General features: G+C 72.3%; 15 protein-coding genes. 5 read left to right on the forward strand and 10 right to left on the reverse strand.

Annotation, left to right across the window (positions count from 1 at the left end; translation table 11 throughout):
• Window positions 1-26 precede the first annotated feature (26 nt).
• A complete protein-coding gene (locus ACIPTO_RS02645; protein WP_401189676.1) occupies window positions 27-1145 on the reverse strand; it encodes a glycerate kinase in 1119 nt (372 codons plus the stop codon).
• 225 nt (window positions 1146-1370) lie between these two features.
• On the opposite strand from ACIPTO_RS02645, the gene ACIPTO_RS02650 reads away from it, so the two are divergent.
• Together ACIPTO_RS02650 and ACIPTO_RS02655 are read left to right on the forward strand one after the other, a co-directional pair.
• Window positions 1371-1868, forward strand: a complete 498-nt coding sequence (locus ACIPTO_RS02650) for an NUDIX hydrolase (RefSeq protein ID WP_366311665.1) — start codon at window positions 1371-1373, stop codon at window positions 1866-1868.
• A gap of 103 nt (window positions 1869-1971) precedes the next feature.
• Entirely contained in the window at window positions 1972-2697 is a 726-nt protein-coding gene (locus tag ACIPTO_RS02655; RefSeq protein WP_366311667.1) for a Sir2 family NAD-dependent protein deacetylase, read from the forward strand.
• Between the two features lie 35 nt (window positions 2698-2732).
• On the opposite strand, the gene ACIPTO_RS02660 is transcribed toward ACIPTO_RS02655, so the two are convergent.
• Window positions 2733-3218, reverse strand: a complete 486-nt coding sequence (locus tag ACIPTO_RS02660; protein WP_401188874.1) for a methylated-DNA--[protein]-cysteine S-methyltransferase — start codon at window positions 3216-3218, stop codon at window positions 2733-2735.
• Window positions 3219-3234: 16 nt separating this feature from the next.
• The gene (locus ACIPTO_RS02665; RefSeq protein ID WP_401188877.1) at window positions 3235-4701 is read right to left on the reverse strand and encodes a DNA-3-methyladenine glycosylase 2 family protein; all 1467 of its coding nucleotides are present in this window, start codon (window positions 4699-4701) and stop codon (window positions 3235-3237) included.
• Between the two features lie 151 nt (window positions 4702-4852).
• On the opposite strand from ACIPTO_RS02665, the gene ACIPTO_RS02670 reads away from it, so the two are divergent.
• Both ACIPTO_RS02670 and ACIPTO_RS02675 read left to right on the forward strand, forming a co-directional pair.
• The gene (locus ACIPTO_RS02670; RefSeq protein WP_401188880.1) at window positions 4853-6142 is read left to right on the forward strand and encodes an aminotransferase class I/II-fold pyridoxal phosphate-dependent enzyme; all 1290 of its coding nucleotides are present in this window, start codon (window positions 4853-4855) and stop codon (window positions 6140-6142) included.
• Between the two features lie 112 nt (window positions 6143-6254).
• Window positions 6255-6641 carry a luciferase family protein gene (locus ACIPTO_RS02675; RefSeq protein WP_366311675.1) on the forward strand — a complete coding sequence of 129 codons (387 nt, stop codon included), beginning with the start codon at window positions 6255-6257 and terminating at the stop codon, window positions 6639-6641.
• Here ACIPTO_RS02675 and ppk2 read toward each other — a convergent pair.
• From ppk2 to ACIPTO_RS02690, 3 genes are read right to left on the reverse strand one after another with little or no spacing between them, the layout of a single operon-like run.
• Window positions 6638-7528, reverse strand: a complete 891-nt coding sequence (ppk2, locus tag ACIPTO_RS02680; protein WP_366311677.1) for a polyphosphate kinase 2 — start codon at window positions 7526-7528, stop codon at window positions 6638-6640. The genes ACIPTO_RS02675 and ppk2 overlap by 4 nt on opposite strands.
• A 50-nt stretch (window positions 7529-7578) precedes the next feature.
• Window positions 7579-7812: a hypothetical protein gene (locus ACIPTO_RS02685; RefSeq protein ID WP_366311678.1), complete on the reverse strand. Its 234-nt coding sequence runs from the start codon at window positions 7810-7812 to the stop codon at window positions 7579-7581.
• Between the two features lie 17 nt (window positions 7813-7829).
• Window positions 7830-8984 (reverse strand): anion permease, encoded by a 1155-nt coding sequence (locus ACIPTO_RS02690; RefSeq protein ID WP_401188884.1) that lies wholly within the window; start codon window positions 8982-8984, stop codon window positions 7830-7832.
• Between the two features lie 290 nt (window positions 8985-9274).
• Between ACIPTO_RS02690 and ACIPTO_RS02695 the strand changes: the two genes are divergently transcribed.
• On the forward strand, window positions 9275-11134 hold the full coding sequence (locus ACIPTO_RS02695) for a M1 family aminopeptidase (protein WP_401188886.1): 1860 nt from the start codon (window positions 9275-9277) through the stop codon (window positions 11132-11134).
• Between the two features lie 141 nt (window positions 11135-11275).
• Here the strand turns inward: ACIPTO_RS02695 and ACIPTO_RS02700 are convergent, their stop codons facing one another.
• The 4 genes from ACIPTO_RS02700 to ACIPTO_RS02715 form a co-directional block, all read right to left on the reverse strand.
• Entirely contained in the window at window positions 11276-11785 is a 510-nt protein-coding gene (locus tag ACIPTO_RS02700; protein ID WP_366311684.1) for an O-acetyl-ADP-ribose deacetylase, read from the reverse strand.
• Window positions 11782-13191: a phytoene desaturase family protein gene (locus ACIPTO_RS02705; RefSeq protein WP_401188891.1), complete on the reverse strand. Its 1410-nt coding sequence runs from the start codon at window positions 13189-13191 to the stop codon at window positions 11782-11784. The genes ACIPTO_RS02700 and ACIPTO_RS02705 overlap by 4 nt, the downstream gene beginning before the upstream one ends.
• Before the next feature lie 110 nt (window positions 13192-13301).
• Window positions 13302-14144, reverse strand: a complete 843-nt coding sequence (locus tag ACIPTO_RS02710) for an inositol monophosphatase family protein (RefSeq protein ID WP_366311688.1) — start codon at window positions 14142-14144, stop codon at window positions 13302-13304.
• A gap of 124 nt (window positions 14145-14268) precedes the next feature.
• Window positions 14269-16065 (reverse strand): gamma-glutamyltransferase family protein, encoded by a 1797-nt coding sequence (locus ACIPTO_RS02715; RefSeq protein ID WP_401188894.1) that lies wholly within the window; start codon window positions 16063-16065, stop codon window positions 14269-14271.
• Window positions 16066-16341: the final 276 nt, after the last annotated feature.

The following is a 16341-nucleotide window of genomic DNA, read 5'->3' on the forward strand; positions in this document are numbered from 1 at the left end:
CCCTTCGGCGTTCCCCGGGGTGGGGCTCAGACCAGGAAGTCCCGCGCGATGTTCTCCGCCACGCGCTCCAGGATCGGCCCGGCGTCGGCGATGCACCGCGCCACGTCCGGCTCGACGGAGGTGAGGGGATACGCGCGGCGGATGCCTGCGTGGCCGAGGGACTGGGGCGGGAGGGCGAGCCGGCCGCAGACGGCGACGACCTCCTTGCCCTCGGCGCGGGCCGCCGCGGCCACGCCTGCCGGGGCCTTGCCGTGGAGGGTCTGCTCGTCCAGGGAGCCCTCGCCGGTGATGACGAGGGTGGCGCCCTCCAGGGCGGAGGCGAAGCCGAGGACGTCGAGCATGACCTCGATGCCGGGGCGGAAGCGGGCGCCGAGGAGGAGGGCGCCGTAGCCGATGCCGCCGGCCGCGCCCGCGCCGGGTGCGGCGGCGTACGCGGCCGCCTCCGCGCCGACCGACTCCTCCAGGACCTTGGCGTAGTGCCCGAGGGCCGCGTCGAGGGCGTCCACGTCGTCCGGTGCGGCGCCCTTCTGGGGGCCGTAGACGGCGGGGGCGCCCTTGGGGCCGGTGAGGGGGTTGTCGACGTCGCTCGCGAGGACCAGGTCGACGGAGGCGAGGCGCGGGTCCAGGCCGGTCAGGTCGGCCGAGGCGAGGTCGGCGAGGCCGCCGCCGCCCGGGGACACCGGTTCGCCCTCCGCGTCCAGGAAACGGGCCCCGAGGGCGGAGAGCATGCCCGCGCCGCCGTCGGTCGTGGCGCTGCCGCCGACGCCGAACACGATCGTGCGGGCGCCCGCGTCGAGCGCGGCCCGCAGCAGCTCGCCGGAGCCGTACGTCGAGGAGGTCAGCGGGGCGAAGACGCCCTTGGGCAGGCGTTGCAGCCCGCTCGCCTCGGCCATCTCCACGACGGCCGTGTCGCCGCGGACCGCGAAGGCGGCGGTGACCTCGTCGCCGAGGGGCCCGGCGACCCGGGTCTCCCGTCGCTCGAAGCCGGCCGCGACGGCCGCGTCCACCGTGCCGTCGCCGCCGTCGGCGACCGGCATGGCCGTGACCTCCAGACCGGGCACGACCCGGCGCAGCCCCGCCGTCACCCGCTCGGCGACCTGCACGGCCGTCAGCGACCCCTTGAACTTGTCCGCGGCGATGAGCACCCTGTGGGTGCCTCTCTGTGCAGCGTTCGCCACCTTGCGATCCCCTTGCTCTACGGGCCCCCGCACGTTCAGGGGCCAGTCGCGCCGCTGTGACCTTAACCGGCGGACGCCCCCGCCGTCATGCCCCGACCGAACGCTGGGACCGGCCTGAGCACCCGCTGTGCCGCCACCGGGCCCGGACGCGGTCGGCGGAGACCGCCGCGCCGGCTGGCTACCCTTCCTTGAATGACCACCACGCAAGACTTCGCCACGTACCTCGCGGGTCTCCCCCGCATCCTTGCCGGGGCCGCCGCCCTCTTCCGTGACGCCGAGGGCAACGTCCTGCTCGTCGAGCCCAACTACCGCGAGGGCTGGGCCCTTCCGGGCGGCACGATCGAGTCGGACGGCGGCGAGACCCCGCGCCAGGGCGCGCGCCGCGAGACGCTGGAGGAGATCGGCCTCGACGTCGAACTCGGCCGCCTGCTCGCCGTCGACTGGGTCTACCACGGCCCGGAGTACCCGCCGTTGGTCGCCTACCTCTACGACGGCGGCACCCTCACCCCGGACCAGCTCGCGTCGATCCGGCTCCAGGAGGAGGAACTCCTGTCCTGGCGGCTCGTTCCGCGCGAGGACATCCCCGCGCACCTGTCGGGTTCGCTGGGGCTGCGGGTGCTGGTCGCCCTGGACATGCTCGAAGAGGGCGCGGGGACGGCGGAGTTGGAGAACGGACTGCGGGTGGGCTGAGAACCCGAGGTCCCGCACCGGGCGTGGCTCGACCGGGCGGCGGCCGGCCGGCAGCGCGATATCCGCTCGCCGCCCCGCCCTCGCCCCACCTACGCTCGCCCCCATGAGCAAGCCTCTCGTCGCCCTGCTCACCGGGGCGGGCATCTCCACGGATTCCGGCATCCCCGACTACCGCGGCCCGAACGGCCTGTGGCGCGAGGACCCCGAGGCCGAGAAGCTCGTGACCTACGAGTACTACATGGGCGACCCGGAGATCCGGCGCAGGTCGTGGCAGCTGCGGCGGCGGACCCACGCCCTCGGGGCCGAGCCCAACGCCGCGCACCGGGCCGTCGTGGAGCTGGAGCGGTCGGGTGTGCCGGTGCGGGTCGTCACGCAGAACGTGGACGGGCTGCACCAGCTCGCCGGGCTGCCCGCCCGGAAGGTGCTCGAACTGCACGGCACCGCACGGGAGTTCACCTGTACGCGGTGCCATGCGCGCGGGCCGATGGCGGACGCCCTCGCGCGGGTGGAGGCCGGTGAGGACGACCCCGGGTGCCTGGTCTGCGGCGGGATCCTGAAGTCCGCGACCGTGTACTTCGGCGAGCGGCTCGATCCCGTCGTGCTCGGTGAGGCCGCCGCCGTCACCCAGGCCTGCCAGGTGTTCATCGCCGTCGGGAGCACCCTCCAGGTGCATCCCGCCGCCGGGCTCGCGGGGGTCGCCGTCGATCACGGGGCCCGGCTCGTCATCGTCAACGCCGAGGCCACGCCGTACGACGACCTCGCCGACGAGGTCGTGCGGGAGCCGATCGGGACGGCGCTGCCGCGGCTGCTGCGCGGGCTCGCCGGGTAGCCACTACGCGGGACCCGCCCGCACGGCCCGGCGCGTCAGAACAGCGCTGCCCCGCTCTCGAAGTCCAGCAGGCGCTGCTTGCGGTCCAGGCCGCCGCCGTAGCCCGTGAGGCTGCCGTTGGCGCCGACCACGCGGTGGCAGGGGACGATGATCCCGACGGGGTTCTTGCCGTTGGCGAGGCCCACCGCGCGGGAGGCGCCCGGGTTGCCGAGGGCGTCGGCGAGGTCGCCGTAGGAGCGGGTCTCGCCGTAGGGGATGCGCAGGAGCTGGTCCCAGACCCGTTGCTGGAACGGGGTGCCGTGCAGGCGGAGCGGGAGGGTGAACTCCTTCAGCTCGCCTGCGAAGTAGGCCCGCAGTTGGGCCTTCGGCTCGGCGAAGGGGGTGTCGTCGGGGGTGCCGAAGTCCTCCTCCGGGGGGCGGTGGCGTTGGCCGACCATGTAGAGGCCGCAGAGGGCGCCGTCGTCGTCGGCGACGAGGGTCAGCGGGCCGTACGGGCTGTCGATCAGTGTGTGGTGCTTCATCTGCGGTGCGATCCCCTTACGCGGGAAGGAAGTTGATCGGGTGGCTGTCCGTGGCCCACAGGTACTGGACCGCGTACGCCCGCCACGGACGCCAGGCCGCCGCACGTGCGGTGAGCGCGGCCGGGGTCGACGGAAGGCCCAACTCCTGTGCGGCGCGCCGGACTCCGAGGTCCGTGGGGAGGAAGGCGTCGGGGTCGCCGAGGGCGCGCATGGCGATGGCGTCGACGGTCCAGGGGCCGAAGCCGGGGAGGGCGAGGAGCTGTGCGCGGGTCTCCGCCCAGTCGCTCTCCACTCCCAAGTGCAGGGTGTGGTCGGCCAATCGGGAGACGAGGGTGGTGAACGTCCGGCGCCGGGTCCGGGGCATCGCCAGCGACTCGGGGTCCAGCGCGGCCAGTGATTCCGCGGACGGGAAGAGGTGGGTCAGGCCGCCCTCGGGGTCGTCCACCGGTTCGCCGTGGGCGGTGACCAGGCGGGCCGCGTGGGTACGGGCCGCCGCCGTGGAGACCTGCTGACCGAGGACGGCCCGTACGGCGAACTCCTCCTCGTCGACCGTGCGCGGGACGCGTCGCCCCGGCGCCTTGTCCACGAGCGGCGCCAGGACCGGGTCGGTCCTCAACTGCTCGTCCACCGCGACCGGATCGGCGTCCAGGTCGAGCATGCGGCGGCACCGGCTGATGGCCACCGGCAGGTCGCGCAGATCGCTGAGCGTGAGGCGGCAGGCGATGTGGTCGGCCTTGGGAGTCAGGGACGCGATGCCGTGGCCGTAGGGCAGACGGAGGGTGCGCCGGTACGCGCCGCCACGCCACTCCTCCACGCCCGGCACGGCGGTCGCCGCGAGGTGGCCGAAGAGGTTGTCGGGGTTGAGGGGCGCGCGGAACGGCAGCCGGAGGGTGAGGGTGCCGGGGGTCAACACCGCTGTCCTCGGGCGCCTGTTGCGCAGTTCGGTCGGGGAGAGGGCGAAGACCTCGCGGACGGTGTCGTTGAAGGCGCGGATCGAGGAGAAGCCGGCGGCGAAGGCGATCTCCGCCATCGGCAGAGCGGTGGTCTCGATCAACAGCCGTGCCGTCTGGGCGCGTTGGGCGCGGGCCAGGGCGAGGGGTCCGGCGCCCAGCTCGGCGAGGAGCTGGCGTTCGATCTGCCGGGTGCTGTAGCCGAGGCGGGCGGCGAGGCCGGGGACGCCCTCGCGGTCCACGGTCCCGTCGGCGATCAGGCGCATCGCGCGGGCGACGAGGTCGGCCCGCTGGTTCCACTCCGGGGAGCCGGGGCTGGTGTCCGGACGGCAGCGCTTGCAGGCCCGGAAACCCGCCTGCTGGCAGGCCGCCGCGCTCGGGTAGAACGTCATGTTCCGCGGCTTGGGCGGGACGACCGGGCAGCTGGGCCGGCAGTAGATGCGGGTGGTCAGGACGGCCGTGAAGAACCAGCCGTCGAAGCGTGCGTCCTTCGACTGGACCGCGCGCACACAGCGCTCCGTGTCGGTGTGCATCCCGTTCTGCATAGGTCCAGCATCCGATACGCGGTGGGCCGGGGCTGGCGGGAATCCGACATCGACGTGGCGTGGCCTGCCGCCGGACCCGGGCCCTGCCCCCGGCTTAACCATTGGTGAGGGCGCGCCCGGCTTTGTAACGTCGGCTTCCGTGACTCCGACTCCGCCCCCGGCGAACACCTCAGATTCCCTCCCGGCCCTCCTCGACGCGGCCCGGAGCGACTACGAAGCCCTGCTCGCGAAGGGCCTCTCGCTCGACCTGACCCGCGGCAAGCCCTCCGCACGACAGCTCGACCTGGCCGCCGGACTGCTCTCGCTGCCCGGCGACCGCCACACCTCGGCCGACGGCACGGACTGCCGCAACTACGGCGCCGCGGACGGTCTGCCGGAGCTCCGGGAGATCTTCTCCGGCTTCCTCCAGGTGCCGGCCGGGCAGCTGCTCGCCGTGGGCAACTCCAGCCTGGAGCTGATGCACGACAGTCTCGTGCACGCGCTGCTCGGCACGGTTCCCGGCGCGGCCCGCCGCTGGGCGGACGAGGAGCGGATCGCGTTCCTGTGCCCGGTTCCCGGCTATGACCGGCACTTCGCGCTGTGCGAGCGCTTCGGCATCGAGATGATCCCCGTGCCGATGACCGCCGAGGGCCCCGACATGGACGCGGTGGAGCGGCTGGTCGCCGGGGACCCTGCGGTCAAGGGCATCTGGTGCGTGCCCAAGTACAGCAACCCCGACGGGACGTGCTACAGCGACGAGACCGTACGGCGGCTCGCCGCGATGCCCACGGCCGCGACGGACTTCCGGATCTTCTGGGACAACGCCTACGCCGTCCACCACCTCACCGACGAGGAGGTGGAGATCGCCGACGTTCTGGCGGCCTGTGCCGCGAGCGGGCATACCGACCGCGTCCTCGTCTTCGGGTCCACCTCGAAGATCACGCTGGCCGGTGCGGGCGTGGCGTTCTTCGGCTCGTCCCCGGCCAACGTGGCCTGGCTGCGCGGTCACAGCGCCAAGCGGTCCATCGGCCCGGACAAGATCAACCAGCTGCGGCACGCGATGTTCCTGCGCGACCCGGACGGGGTGCGCGCCCACATGGGCAAGCACCGTGAGCTGCTGCGGCCGAAGTTCGACACCGTGCTGCGGGTCCTCGACGAGCGGCTCGGCGGCACCGGGCTGGCCCGCTGGTCGACGCCCCGGGGCGGCTACTTCATCACCCTGGACGTGCCGGACGGCTGTGCCCGCGAGGTGGTGCGCCGCGCGGCGGACGCCGGTCTGGCGCTGACTCCGGCGGGCGCCACCCATCCGTACGGCGACGACCCGAGGGACCGTACGATCCGGATCGCGCCCTCCTTCCCGGACGCGGCGGAGATCGCGGAGATCATCGACGGGGTGGCCACCTGCGTACGCCTCGTGGCGTACGAAAAGCTTGCTTCCGGCGGGAGTTGACCCGATTCGCGGACCGCGCGTGCGACGTCCCCGGGGTGTTCGGCACCTCACGCCCCGGTTACGAATCGCTCAACCTCTGGTTGCGGGGCGGTGCGCGGTCCACGATGGGGACATGACTCTGGCCGAGCGAGCCATGCGGCGACTGGAAGACTGGCGCGACCTCAGCGCGGTCCCGGCCAGCTGCGGCGCGGGGCGGGCGCTGCGGTCCGCCCACAGCGAGATCGTGCACTTCCACTCCGACCACGATGTGGACCTGCATCTCACGGTCGGGGCCATTCTCCGGTTCCACCAGGATCTCAGCGAGTCGACCGCGATCCGGATCATCCCGGGCTCCCGCTGGGTGACCGTCCACCTGGACTGCGAGACGGACGTCGACCTGCTGCTGAGCCTGGTCAGCATGGCCCTCAAGGCGCACGCGGGCGGGCCCCCTGCCGGGAGCCCGCCCATGACCGGCTGCAACTTCCACCGGGTGACCCTGGTGCCGCGCGACGGCGACTAGAACACCGCCGCCGTGTCGTCCTCGCCCGCCTCCAGCAGGGTGGCCGCCGCGCCGACGATGCGCGGGTCGGGGCTGCCGACGACCTCCTCGTCCTTGTCGCCGTAGTCGAAGCGGGCCAGCACGCTGCGCATGGCCTCGACGCGGGCCCGCTTCTTGTCGTTGCTCTTCACCACGGTCCAGGGCGCGTGTTCCGTGTCGGTCTCCCGGAACATGGCGACCTTGGCGGCCGTGTAGTCGTCCCACCGGTCCAGGGATTCCAGGTCCATCGCGCTGAGCTTCCACTGCCGTACGGGATCGACCTGGCGGATCGTGAAACGGGTGCGCTGTTCACCTTGTGAGACGGAGAACCAGAACTTGATCAGGTCGATGCCGTCGTCCGCCAGCATCCGCTCGAACAGCGGGGCCTGGCGCATGAAACGGCGGTACTCGTCGTCCGAGCAGAAGCCCATCACGCGCTCGACGCCCGCCCGGTTGTACCAGGACCGGTCGAACAGCACGATCTCGCCCGCGGTCGGCAGGTGCTGGACGTAGCGCTGGAAGTACCACTGGCCGCTCTCGCGCTCACTCGGCTTCTCCAGGGCGACGACCCGGGCGCCACGCGGGTTCAGGTGCTCGGTGAACCGTTTGATGGTGCCGCCCTTGCCGGCCGCGTCCCGCCCCTCGCAGACGATGACGAGCCGGCGGCCGGTCTCCTTGACCCAGCGCTGCAGCTTCAGCAGTTCTATCTGCTGGAGCCGCTTGTGCCAGTCGTACTCCTTGCGCTCCATGCGCTGTGCGTACGGGTAGTTCTCCCGCCAGGTGTCCACCGGACTGCCGTCGGGCCGGATCAGCACGGGGTCGTCCTGGTCGGTGTAGTCGACCCGCAGCCCGGTCAGCAGTTCAGTCATCCCGGCCTCCTCTCAAGGGGGTTCAGTTGCTCAGCGGTACGCGGCCGCGGTCAGTGGAACTGCGGCACGATCAGATAGATGCCGTACGCCACGACAGCCGCACACGCGAGAAAGCACAACCCCGCCTGCGTCAGACCGAGGGCGTGCGTGCCGCCGTCCGCCTCGCGGGCGGCCTCGACCCGGGCCAGGCCCAGGATGCCCAGCGCGAAGACCACGACCACGCCGACGGTCACGCCGACGCTCACCGCGAAGACCTCGCCGAGGGCGTTCCAGTCCACACTCATAACTCAACTCCCTTGGCTCAGGCGGCCGTACGGACGTCGGAGGACGCCTCGGTGCGGATGGTGACCTCGTGGGTCTCGTTCACGTTGTCCGCGTGCACGGGGTTGCGGCGCGAGGCGATCACGATGAACCCGGCCACGGCGGCGGCGATCAGCGCGATCACGGACGTACCGAAGTTTCCGCCGTGCTTGACGACGGTCGCGGACAGGCCGCCGACCAGGGCCGCGGCCGGCAGGGTGACCAGCCAGGCGATGACCATGCGGCCCGCGGTGCCCCAGCGCACCTCGGCCAGCCGTCGGCCGAGACCCGCGCCCAGGATGCCGCCGGAGCAGACCTGGGTGGTGGAGAGCGCGAAGCCCAGGTGGGCGGAGGTGAGGATGACGGTGGTGGAGGCGGCCTCGGCCGCGAAGCCCTGCGGGGACTGGATGTCGGTGAGGCCCTTGCCCATCGTGCGGATGATGCGCCAGCCGCCGATGTAGGTGCCCAGGCCGATCGCGAGTCCGGCCGCGGCGATCACCCAGACCGGCGGACCGGCGTCGTGGCCGAGCGCGCCCACCGAGATCAGGGTCAGGGTGATGACGCCCATCGTCTTCTGGGCGTCGTTCGTGCCGTGCGCGAGGGAGACCAGCGAGGCGGAGGCGATCTGGCCGAGCCGGAACCCCTTGGTGACCGAGTCCTTGCGGGCCCGGGCGGTGATCCTGTAGGCGAGGTAGGTGGCGAGCAGAGCGGCGATCCCGGCCACCAGCGGCGAGGCCACCGCGGGGATCAGGATCTTCTCGACCACCTTGTCGAAGTGCACCCCGTCCGAGCCGGCCCCGACCCAGACGGCGCCGATCAGGCCACCGAACAGGGCGTGGGAGGAGCTGGACGGGAGGCCCACCAGCCAGGTCATGAGGTTCCAGAGGATCGCGCCGACGAGCCCCGCGAAGATCATCCCCGGTGTGACCAGGGTGTCGTCGACGATGCCGCCGGAGATCGTCTTCGCGACTTCCGTGGACAGGAAGGCGCCGACGATGTTGAGAGCTCCACTGATCAGCACCGCCGTACGGGGCTTGAGCGCCCCCGTGGCGATGGACGTCGCCATCGCGTTGGCGGTGTCGTGGAATCCGTTGGTGAAGTCGAAGGCCAAGGCCGTGACGATGACGACCGCCACGAGGAACGTGATGTGGTCCATCGTTCGATGGAAGCAATCGAAGGCGTACATTCGGCCAACCGGAGGCCAAATCGAGGCATGGCCCGTGCAACGCGGCCGTGTGCACGCCCCTCCGCGCCCCGCCCTCACCCCGTCCTCCACTTCACTCACACACTTCCCCCTCCTTATGGCATGGCCCGGTCAAATCTGCGAAGCTTCCCCCGCGATCACGCAATCGCTACGCGCACCCCAGCGCCGCCCACCGGCACACCCAGTCCGGCCGGACGGCACCGAGCAGGCCGGAATCCCGGCCGCCGTAGAAGGAGTTCCGTGTGAGATCGACCCCCCACAAGGCCCTCGCCGCCGGTGTGTTCGCCGTCGCCGCGGTGGCCGCCCTCGCGCTCCCCGTCACCCCGGCCGCCGCCGCGCCCGCCGCGGCCCCGCTCGCCGCCGCCTGCACCCCGGCGCAGGTGGTCTCGGGCGGTGACTTCGAGAGCGGCACCTCGGCCTGGACCCCGTCCTCGACGACGGTCATCACCAGCCGCACCGGCCAGTCCGCCCACGGCGGCTCCAGCTTCGCCTGGCTGGACGGCACCGGCGGCACGCACACCGACAGCCTGAGCCAGAGCGTCACCATCCCGTCCGGGTGCAGCAGCGCCACGCTCACCTTCTGGCTGCACATCGACACCGCCGAGACGACCTCGTCCACCGCCTACGACAAGCTCACGGCGAAGATCGGCGGCACGACCCTGGCGACCTACTCGAACCTGAACAAGGCCACGGGCTACGTCCAGAAGTCGTTCGACGTCTCCTCGTTCGCGGGCCAGACCGTGAGCCTCGCCTTCAGCGGCACCGAGGACTCCAGCCTGCAGACGAGCTTCGTCCTCGACGACATCGCGCTGAACACCTCGGGCGACACCGCTCCGCCCGCCGACTCGACGCGCACACCGGCCGCCCCGGCGTACACCGTGAGCCTGAGCAGCAACACCGCCGGCACCGTCTGGACCGGCCACGAGAGCACGACCTTCACCAACGCCTCGGCCACCCCGCTCACCGAGGTGTACCTGCGGCTGTGGGACAACTACCACGGCACCTGCACCGCGCCGCCGATCACCGTCACCAACGTCACCGGCGGCACCGCGGGCGCCCTCTCGGTCGCCTGCACGGCCCTGCGCATCGCCCTCCCGACTCCCCTCGCACAGGGCCAATCGACCACGATCGGCTTCGACCTGGGGATCACCGTCCCGAGCGGCGCGGACCGGTTCGGCCACGACGGCGCATTCAACATGATCGGCAACGCGCTGCCGGTCCTCGCGGTCAAGGACGGCTCGGGCTGGCACCTGGACCCGTACACGAACAACGGCGAGTCCTTCTACTCCCTGGCCGCCGACTTCAAGGTCACCCTGGACCACCCGACCACCCTGTCGGTCCCGGCCACGGGCACCTCGGTGGACACCCCCGGCACCAGCGGCCGTACGGTGACCACCGCCACCGCGTCCCAGGTCCGTGACTTCGCGTGGGCGGCGGGCCCGTTCACCAAGATCTCCGGCACCTCGGCCGCGGGCACCGCGATCAACATCTACTCCGTCACGGGCATCAGCTCCGCCAACGCGCAGTCGATGCTCACCACCGCCAAGTCGGCGGTCGACGCCCACGCCGGCCGCTTCGGGGCCTACCCGTACGGCGAGTTGGACGCCGTCATCGACAACAACTTCTGGTTCGGCGGCATGGAGTACCCCGGCTTCGTCCTCGACCTGGTCAGCACCACGGCCCTGACCCACGAGATCGGCCACCAGTGGTTCTACGGCATCGTCGGCGACGACGAGTACAACAGCCCGTGGCTGGACGAGGCGTTCACCGACTACGCCACCGACCTCGCCCAGGGTCTGACCGGCACCAACTGCTGGAACAGCGTCTCCTGGGCCTCCTCGGCGGAGAACATCACCAACTCGATGGCCTACTGGGACGCCCACTCGTCCCGCTACTCCACCGTCGTCTACGGCTACGGCAAGTGCGCCCTGCACGACCTGCGCCGCACCCTCGGTGACACCGCGATGGCCAAACTCCTGAAGGACTACGCCACTTCGCACTGGTACGGCGTCTCGACCACCGCCGAGTTCAAGGCGGCGGCCCAGGCCGCGACGACCACGGACCTGACGTCGTTCTGGACGACGCACCGCATCGTCGGCTGACACCGGCAGGGAGGAACGGGGGTCCGCCGTGCTGTCGGCCGACGGCGCGGCGGACCCCTTCGCGGTCAACCAGCCAGGCGGATCAGGGAAGTCGGGCGGCGCGAACCCCGGCGGGCCAACTGCCGGGCCCCGGCCCGCCCTTCAGCGGACCTGACGGCCGAACGCCTCGTACGCCGTCTCGTCGAAGAGCACGAACGTGACCTCCTCGACGGCCGACGGCGTCGCCCGCACCGTCTCCACCGCGATGCGCGCCGCGTCGTCCATCGGCCAGCCGAAGATCCCGGCGGACACGGCGGGGAACGCGACCGTGCGGGCGCCGAGTTCGTCGGCGACGCGGAGGGACTCCCGGTAGCAGGACGCGAGTCGGTCCGAGCGGTCCTCCTCAGTGGAGTACACCGGGCCGACCGTGTGGATCACCCACCGCGCGTCCAGGTCGCCCGCCGTCGTGGCCACCGCCTGTCCGGTGGGCAGGCCCTTGCCGTAGTGGGAGGCGCGGAGCCTGCGGCAGTCCGCCAGGATCGCGGGGCCGCCCCTGCGGTGGATCGCGCCGTCTACTCCCCCGCCGCCCAGGAGCGAGGAGTTGGCCGCGTTGACGATCGCGTCGGCGGTCTGCCGGGTGATGTCGCCCTGGACGAGGGTGATGGTGGTCATGCCTGCCTCAGTCTGCGCCAGACGGCCTTCGCCGCGTTGTGTCCCGACATGCCGTGCACCCCGGGGCCCGGCGGGGTGGCGGAGGAGCAGATGAACACGGCCGGGTGCGGGGTGCCGTACGGGGAGAGGGAGAGCCTGGGGCGGAGCAGGGTCTGGAGGCCCGAGACCGCGCCGGAGCCGATGTCGCCGCCAACGTAGTTCGCGTTGCGGGCCGCGAGTTCGGGTGGGCCGGCGGTCGCGCGGGCGAGGACGCGGTCGCGGAACCCGGGGGCGAAGCGCTCCAGTTGACGCTCCAGCGCGTCCGTGAGGTCGCCGGTCCAGCCGTTGGGGACATGGCCGTAGGCCCAGAAGACCTGCTTGCCGGCCGGGGCGCGGGTGGGGTCGACCACACCGGGCTGCACGGTGATCATGAACGGCCGGTCGGGGGCGCGCATCTCGCGGGACGCGGCGCGCAGGGCGGTGCCGATCTCCTTGCTGTCGGCGCCGATCTGGACCGTGCCGGCGATGCGTGCCTCCTCGGCGGTCCAGGGGACCGGGCCGTCCAGCGCGTAGTCGACCTTGAACACGCCCGCGCCGTAACGGTAGTCGGCGTAGTGGTCGCCGAAGCCTGCGATCTTCGCGAGGGCCGTGGGCGAGGTGTCGAAGACGTAGGCGCGGGCCGGGGGGAGGTCGTCGAGGCGCTTGACCTCGTAGTCGGTGTGGATCTCGCCGCCGAGGTCCTTGAGGTAGGCGGCCAGGGCGTCCGAGATGGACTGGGAGCCGCCGCGGGCCACCGGCCAGCCGCGCGCGTGTGCCGCCAGCGCGAAGACCAGGCCGATCGCACCGGTCGCGAAGCCGCCGAGCGGGGCCATCACATGGCCGACCAGTCCGGCGAACAGCGTCTTCGCACGCTCGTCGCGGAAGCGGCTGGTGAGCCACGTCGACGGGGGCAGGCCGGTCAGGCCGAAGCGGGCGAGGGTGACCGGGTCGCGCGGCAGCGCGGTGCTCGGCAGGGACATGAAGTCGCGGACCAGGGTGTCCCACTTGGGCAGGAAGGGCTCGACCAGCCTGCGGTACGCCCCCGCGTCACGCGGCCCGAACGACGCGGCCGTCTCCGCGACCGAGCGCGACAGCACGGCCGCGCTGCCGTCGGTGAACGGGTGCGCCATGGGCAGCGCCGGGTGCAGCCACTCCAGGCCGTAGCGCTCCAGGGGCAGGGCGCGGAAGGCCGGGGAGTTGACCCCGAGCGGGTGCGCCGCCGAGCACGGGTCGTGCCGGAAGCCGGGGAGGGTCAGCTCCTCGGTGCGGGCACCGCCGCCCACGGTGTCCCGCGCCTCGAACACGGCCACGGAGAAGCCGCGCCGGGCCAGCTCCACGGCGGCCGTCAGTCCGTTCGGCCCCGCACCCACCACGACCGCATCGAGCATCGACGGCACCTTCGGACCCCTTCGTCAGCCGATGGCAAACTCGGGGCCAGGATATGCCGCGGGACCGACAACCCCGGGGGCAGCCCGTCCAGTGTGCGGAACCCGTGACCCTACGACCCGCTCAGCAGGTCCATCACGCGCCGGGCGGTGGCCGCGTCGCGGGCTGTCGTGAACGGCAGCGCGTTGCCCCCCGTGATGCGGAAGGGCTCGCCGGTGAGCGTGAGGTGGGCGCCGCCCGCCTCCTCGACGAGGAGCAGGCCCGCCGCGTGGTCCCAGGCGGCCTCCCAGGAGAAGGCCGTGGCGTCCAACTCGCCCCGGGCGATGGCGAGATACTCAAGGCCGGCCGAGCCGCACGGGCGCGTGCGCACCCCGTCCGTCCACAGGCCGAGCAGGGCGCGCTTCTGGGCGTCCGTCGTGTAGTCCGGGTGGGAGGTGGCCACGTCCAGGTCGCGGGCGGGGTCCGGGGCACCGGAGCGCAGCCGTACGCCGTCCAGGAAGGCGCCGCCGCCCTTCACCGCCGTGGCGAGCTGGTCGCGGGCGGGGGCGTAGGTCCAGGACGCCAGCAGGACTCCCTGGCGGGCGAGCGCGACCAGCGTGCAGAAGCCGGTGTCGCCGTGCACGAACTGGCGGGTGCCGTCGACCGGGTCGACTATCCAGACGGGGGCGTCGCCCTGGAGCGCCTCGTACGTGTACGGGTCCGCGTGCACCGCTTCCTCGCCGACCACGACGGAGCCGGGCAGGAGGGTGCCGAGGACCTCCGTCAGATACCGCTCGGCGTTGCGGTCGGCGTCCGTGACCAGGTCGTGCGGGCCGGCCTTCTGGTCGATCTCGTGCGCGGCGAGCTGCCGGAAGCGGGGCATGATCTCGGTCGCGGCGGCCTTGCGGATCGCTTCTTCCACGTCGGCGGAGTGCTGTGCGAGAAACTCGTCGATGGTTTCGGTGTCTTGGATCATGCCTCCATGAGAGCACGGGTCACTGACAATCCCCACCCGCCCGGTGCACACCGGGTGGATTCCGCATGAACACCCGGCACTGGAGATCACCGGGCCGGGTGTCCCCGGGCGGGCGGCGGGAGGCTCAGCGGCCCACGGCGTAGCCCTGCATGCCGCGGGGGTTCGCCGCCGCCGACAGGATCCCTGCCCCGGGGTCCCGCGCGACCGCGCAGAGCCGTCCCTCGGACCACGCGCCGCCCACGGTCACGTCGTGCCCGCGCCGCCGCAGTTCCTCCACCACCCCCTCGTCCATGCGGGACTCGACGGTGACGCTCCCGGGGCGCATGCCGCGCGGGTAGAAGGAGCCGGGGAAGCTGTCGTTGTGCCAGTTCGGGGCGTCGATCGCGCCCTGGAGGTCGAGTCCGCCGCGTGCCTTCGCGCGCGTGGCGACCGCGAGGAAGAAGTGCAGCTGCCACTGGTCCTGCTGGTCCCCGCCGGGTGTGCCGAAGGCCAGCACCGGCTCGCCGTCGCGCAGGGCGATCGACGGGGTGAGCGTGGTGCGCGGACGGCGGCCCGGGGCGAGGGAGTTGGGCAGTCCGGGGGTCAGCCAGGTCATCTGGAGCCGGGTGCCGAGGGGGAAGCCCAGTTCGGGCACCACGGGGTTGGACTGGAGCCAGCCGCCGCTGGGCGTGGCCGCGATCATGTTGCCCCAGCGGTCGACGACGTCGAGGTGGCAGGTGTCGCCGCGCGTGCCGCCGTCGCGGGTCACCCGTGCGACGGTCGGCTCCCCCGCGCCCATCGGGTCGAAGCCGGGCTCCGCGGGGGCGACCACGCGCGCGTGCTCGCACAGCCGCGGGGCGCGCCCTCCGGGACTGCCGGGCCGCAGTTCGTACGACGCCTTCCCGTCGATCAGCTGCCGCCGGGCCGCGTTGTACTCCGCCGACAGCAGGTCCTCCAGGGGTACGGCGTCCGCGTCCCCGTACCAGGCCTCCCGGTCGGCCATCGCGAGTTTGCAGCCCTCGATCAGGAGATGGACGTAGTCGGCGGAGCCGTGGGCGGGCAACTCGGGCGGGAGGAGCGCCAGTTGCTGAAGGAACGCCGGGCCCTGGCTCCAGGGTCCTGCCTTGCAGAGCGTCCAGCCGTTCCAGTCGTAGGTCGCCGGAGCCTCGTAGGACGCGGACCAGGAGGCCAGGTCGGCGGCCGTCAGGGTACCGGTGTGGCGCTCGCCGCTGGTGTCCATGGTGGGGCGCCCCGCCTGCCGTACGAGGGCGTCGGCGACGAAGCCGGACCGCCACACCTCACGGGCCGCCTCGATCTGTGCCTCGCGGTCACCCGCCCCGCCGGCCTCGGCGAGGAGCCGGTGCCAGGTGGCGGCGAGGGCGGGGTTGCGGAACAGCTCACCCGGGCGCGGCGATCTCCCACCGGGCAGGTACACGTCCGCCGACGTGGTCCACTCCGTCTCGAACAGCCGCCGTACGGTCTCGACGGTCGCCCCGACGTTCTCCACGCACGCGTGCCCGTCCTCGGCGTACCCGATGGCGTACTTCAGGACGTCGGCCAGGGACTTCGTGCCGTAGTCCCGAAGGAGGAGCATCCAGGCGTCGAAGGCGCCGGGGACGGCCGCCGCGAGGGGACCGGTGCCGGGTACGAGATCCAGACCCAGTCCCCTGTAGTGCTCGATCGTCGCTCCGGCGGGTGCGACGCCCTGCCCGCACAGGACGCGCACCTCGCCGCCCGCCGGGGCCAGCAGGATCGGCACCTCACCGGCGGGTCCGTTGAGGTGCGGCTCCACGACGTGCAGCACGAACGCCCCGGCGACGGCGGCGTCGTACGCGTTGCCGCCGTCCTCCAGGACGGCCATCGCCGACTGCGAGGCCAGCCAGTGGGTGGAGGACACCATGCCGAAGGTGCCACTCAGAGTGGGACGGGTCGTGAATTGCATATCTGACCTCGGTGTTCGTCTGTGTTGGTCGGTTACCCCGACCCCGAATTGGCCGTGGAGAAAATCTGGGGAGAATGAGCGCGAGGCCATGTCCTCCAGGTAGACGGTTACTCCCTCCTTCTTGCCTTCTTGGACAGGCTGTTGAGGCCCGAAACTGCCGCACTCGCGGAGTCGACGTGCGCAGCGGGCCAGCGCCAACCCGTCTCGCCAAGCCGAATGGGCCCTCTTGGCCGGCATCAGAATCTTCTTGCACGCTGCCGCTCGATACGCGGACAC

Origin of the sequence: Streptomyces sp. NPDC090083, assembly GCF_044747445.1 — a bacterium.
Lineage (GTDB): Bacteria > Actinomycetota > Actinomycetes > Streptomycetales > Streptomycetaceae > Streptomyces.

What these genes read in the sequence shown, in the direction of transcription:
- ppk2 (WP_366311677.1), bottom strand. Translation starts at nt 7,528, where the DNA reads ATGACTGAACTGCTGACCGGGCTGCGGGTCGACTACACCGACCAGGAC.
- ACIPTO_RS02690 (WP_401188884.1), bottom strand. Translation starts at nt 8,984, where the DNA reads ATGGACCACATCACGTTCCTCGTGGCGGTCGTCATCGTCACGGCCTTG.
- ACIPTO_RS02675 (WP_366311675.1), top strand. Translation starts at nt 6,255, where the DNA reads ATGACTCTGGCCGAGCGAGCCATGCGGCGACTGGAAGACTGGCGCGAC.
- ACIPTO_RS02650 (WP_366311665.1), top strand. Translation starts at nt 1,371, where the DNA reads ATGACCACCACGCAAGACTTCGCCACGTACCTCGCGGGTCTCCCCCGC.
- ACIPTO_RS02700 (WP_366311684.1), bottom strand. Translation starts at nt 11,785, where the DNA reads ATGACCACCATCACCCTCGTCCAGGGCGACATCACCCGGCAGACCGCC.
- ACIPTO_RS02665 (WP_401188877.1), bottom strand. Translation starts at nt 4,701, where the DNA reads ATGCACACCGACACGGAGCGCTGTGTGCGCGCGGTCCAGTCGAAGGAC.
- ACIPTO_RS02655 (WP_366311667.1), top strand. Translation starts at nt 1,972, where the DNA reads ATGAGCAAGCCTCTCGTCGCCCTGCTCACCGGGGCGGGCATCTCCACG.
- ACIPTO_RS02685 (WP_366311678.1), bottom strand. Translation starts at nt 7,812, where the DNA reads ATGAGTGTGGACTGGAACGCCCTCGGCGAGGTCTTCGCGGTGAGCGTC.
- ACIPTO_RS02715 (WP_401188894.1), bottom strand. Translation starts at nt 16,065, where the DNA reads ATGCAATTCACGACCCGTCCCACTCTGAGTGGCACCTTCGGCATGGTG.
- ACIPTO_RS02660 (WP_401188874.1), bottom strand. Translation starts at nt 3,218, where the DNA reads ATGAAGCACCACACACTGATCGACAGCCCGTACGGCCCGCTGACCCTC.
- ACIPTO_RS02705 (WP_401188891.1), bottom strand. Translation starts at nt 13,191, where the DNA reads ATGCTCGATGCGGTCGTGGTGGGTGCGGGGCCGAACGGACTGACGGCC.
- ACIPTO_RS02710 (WP_366311688.1), bottom strand. Translation starts at nt 14,144, where the DNA reads ATGATCCAAGACACCGAAACCATCGACGAGTTTCTCGCACAGCACTCC.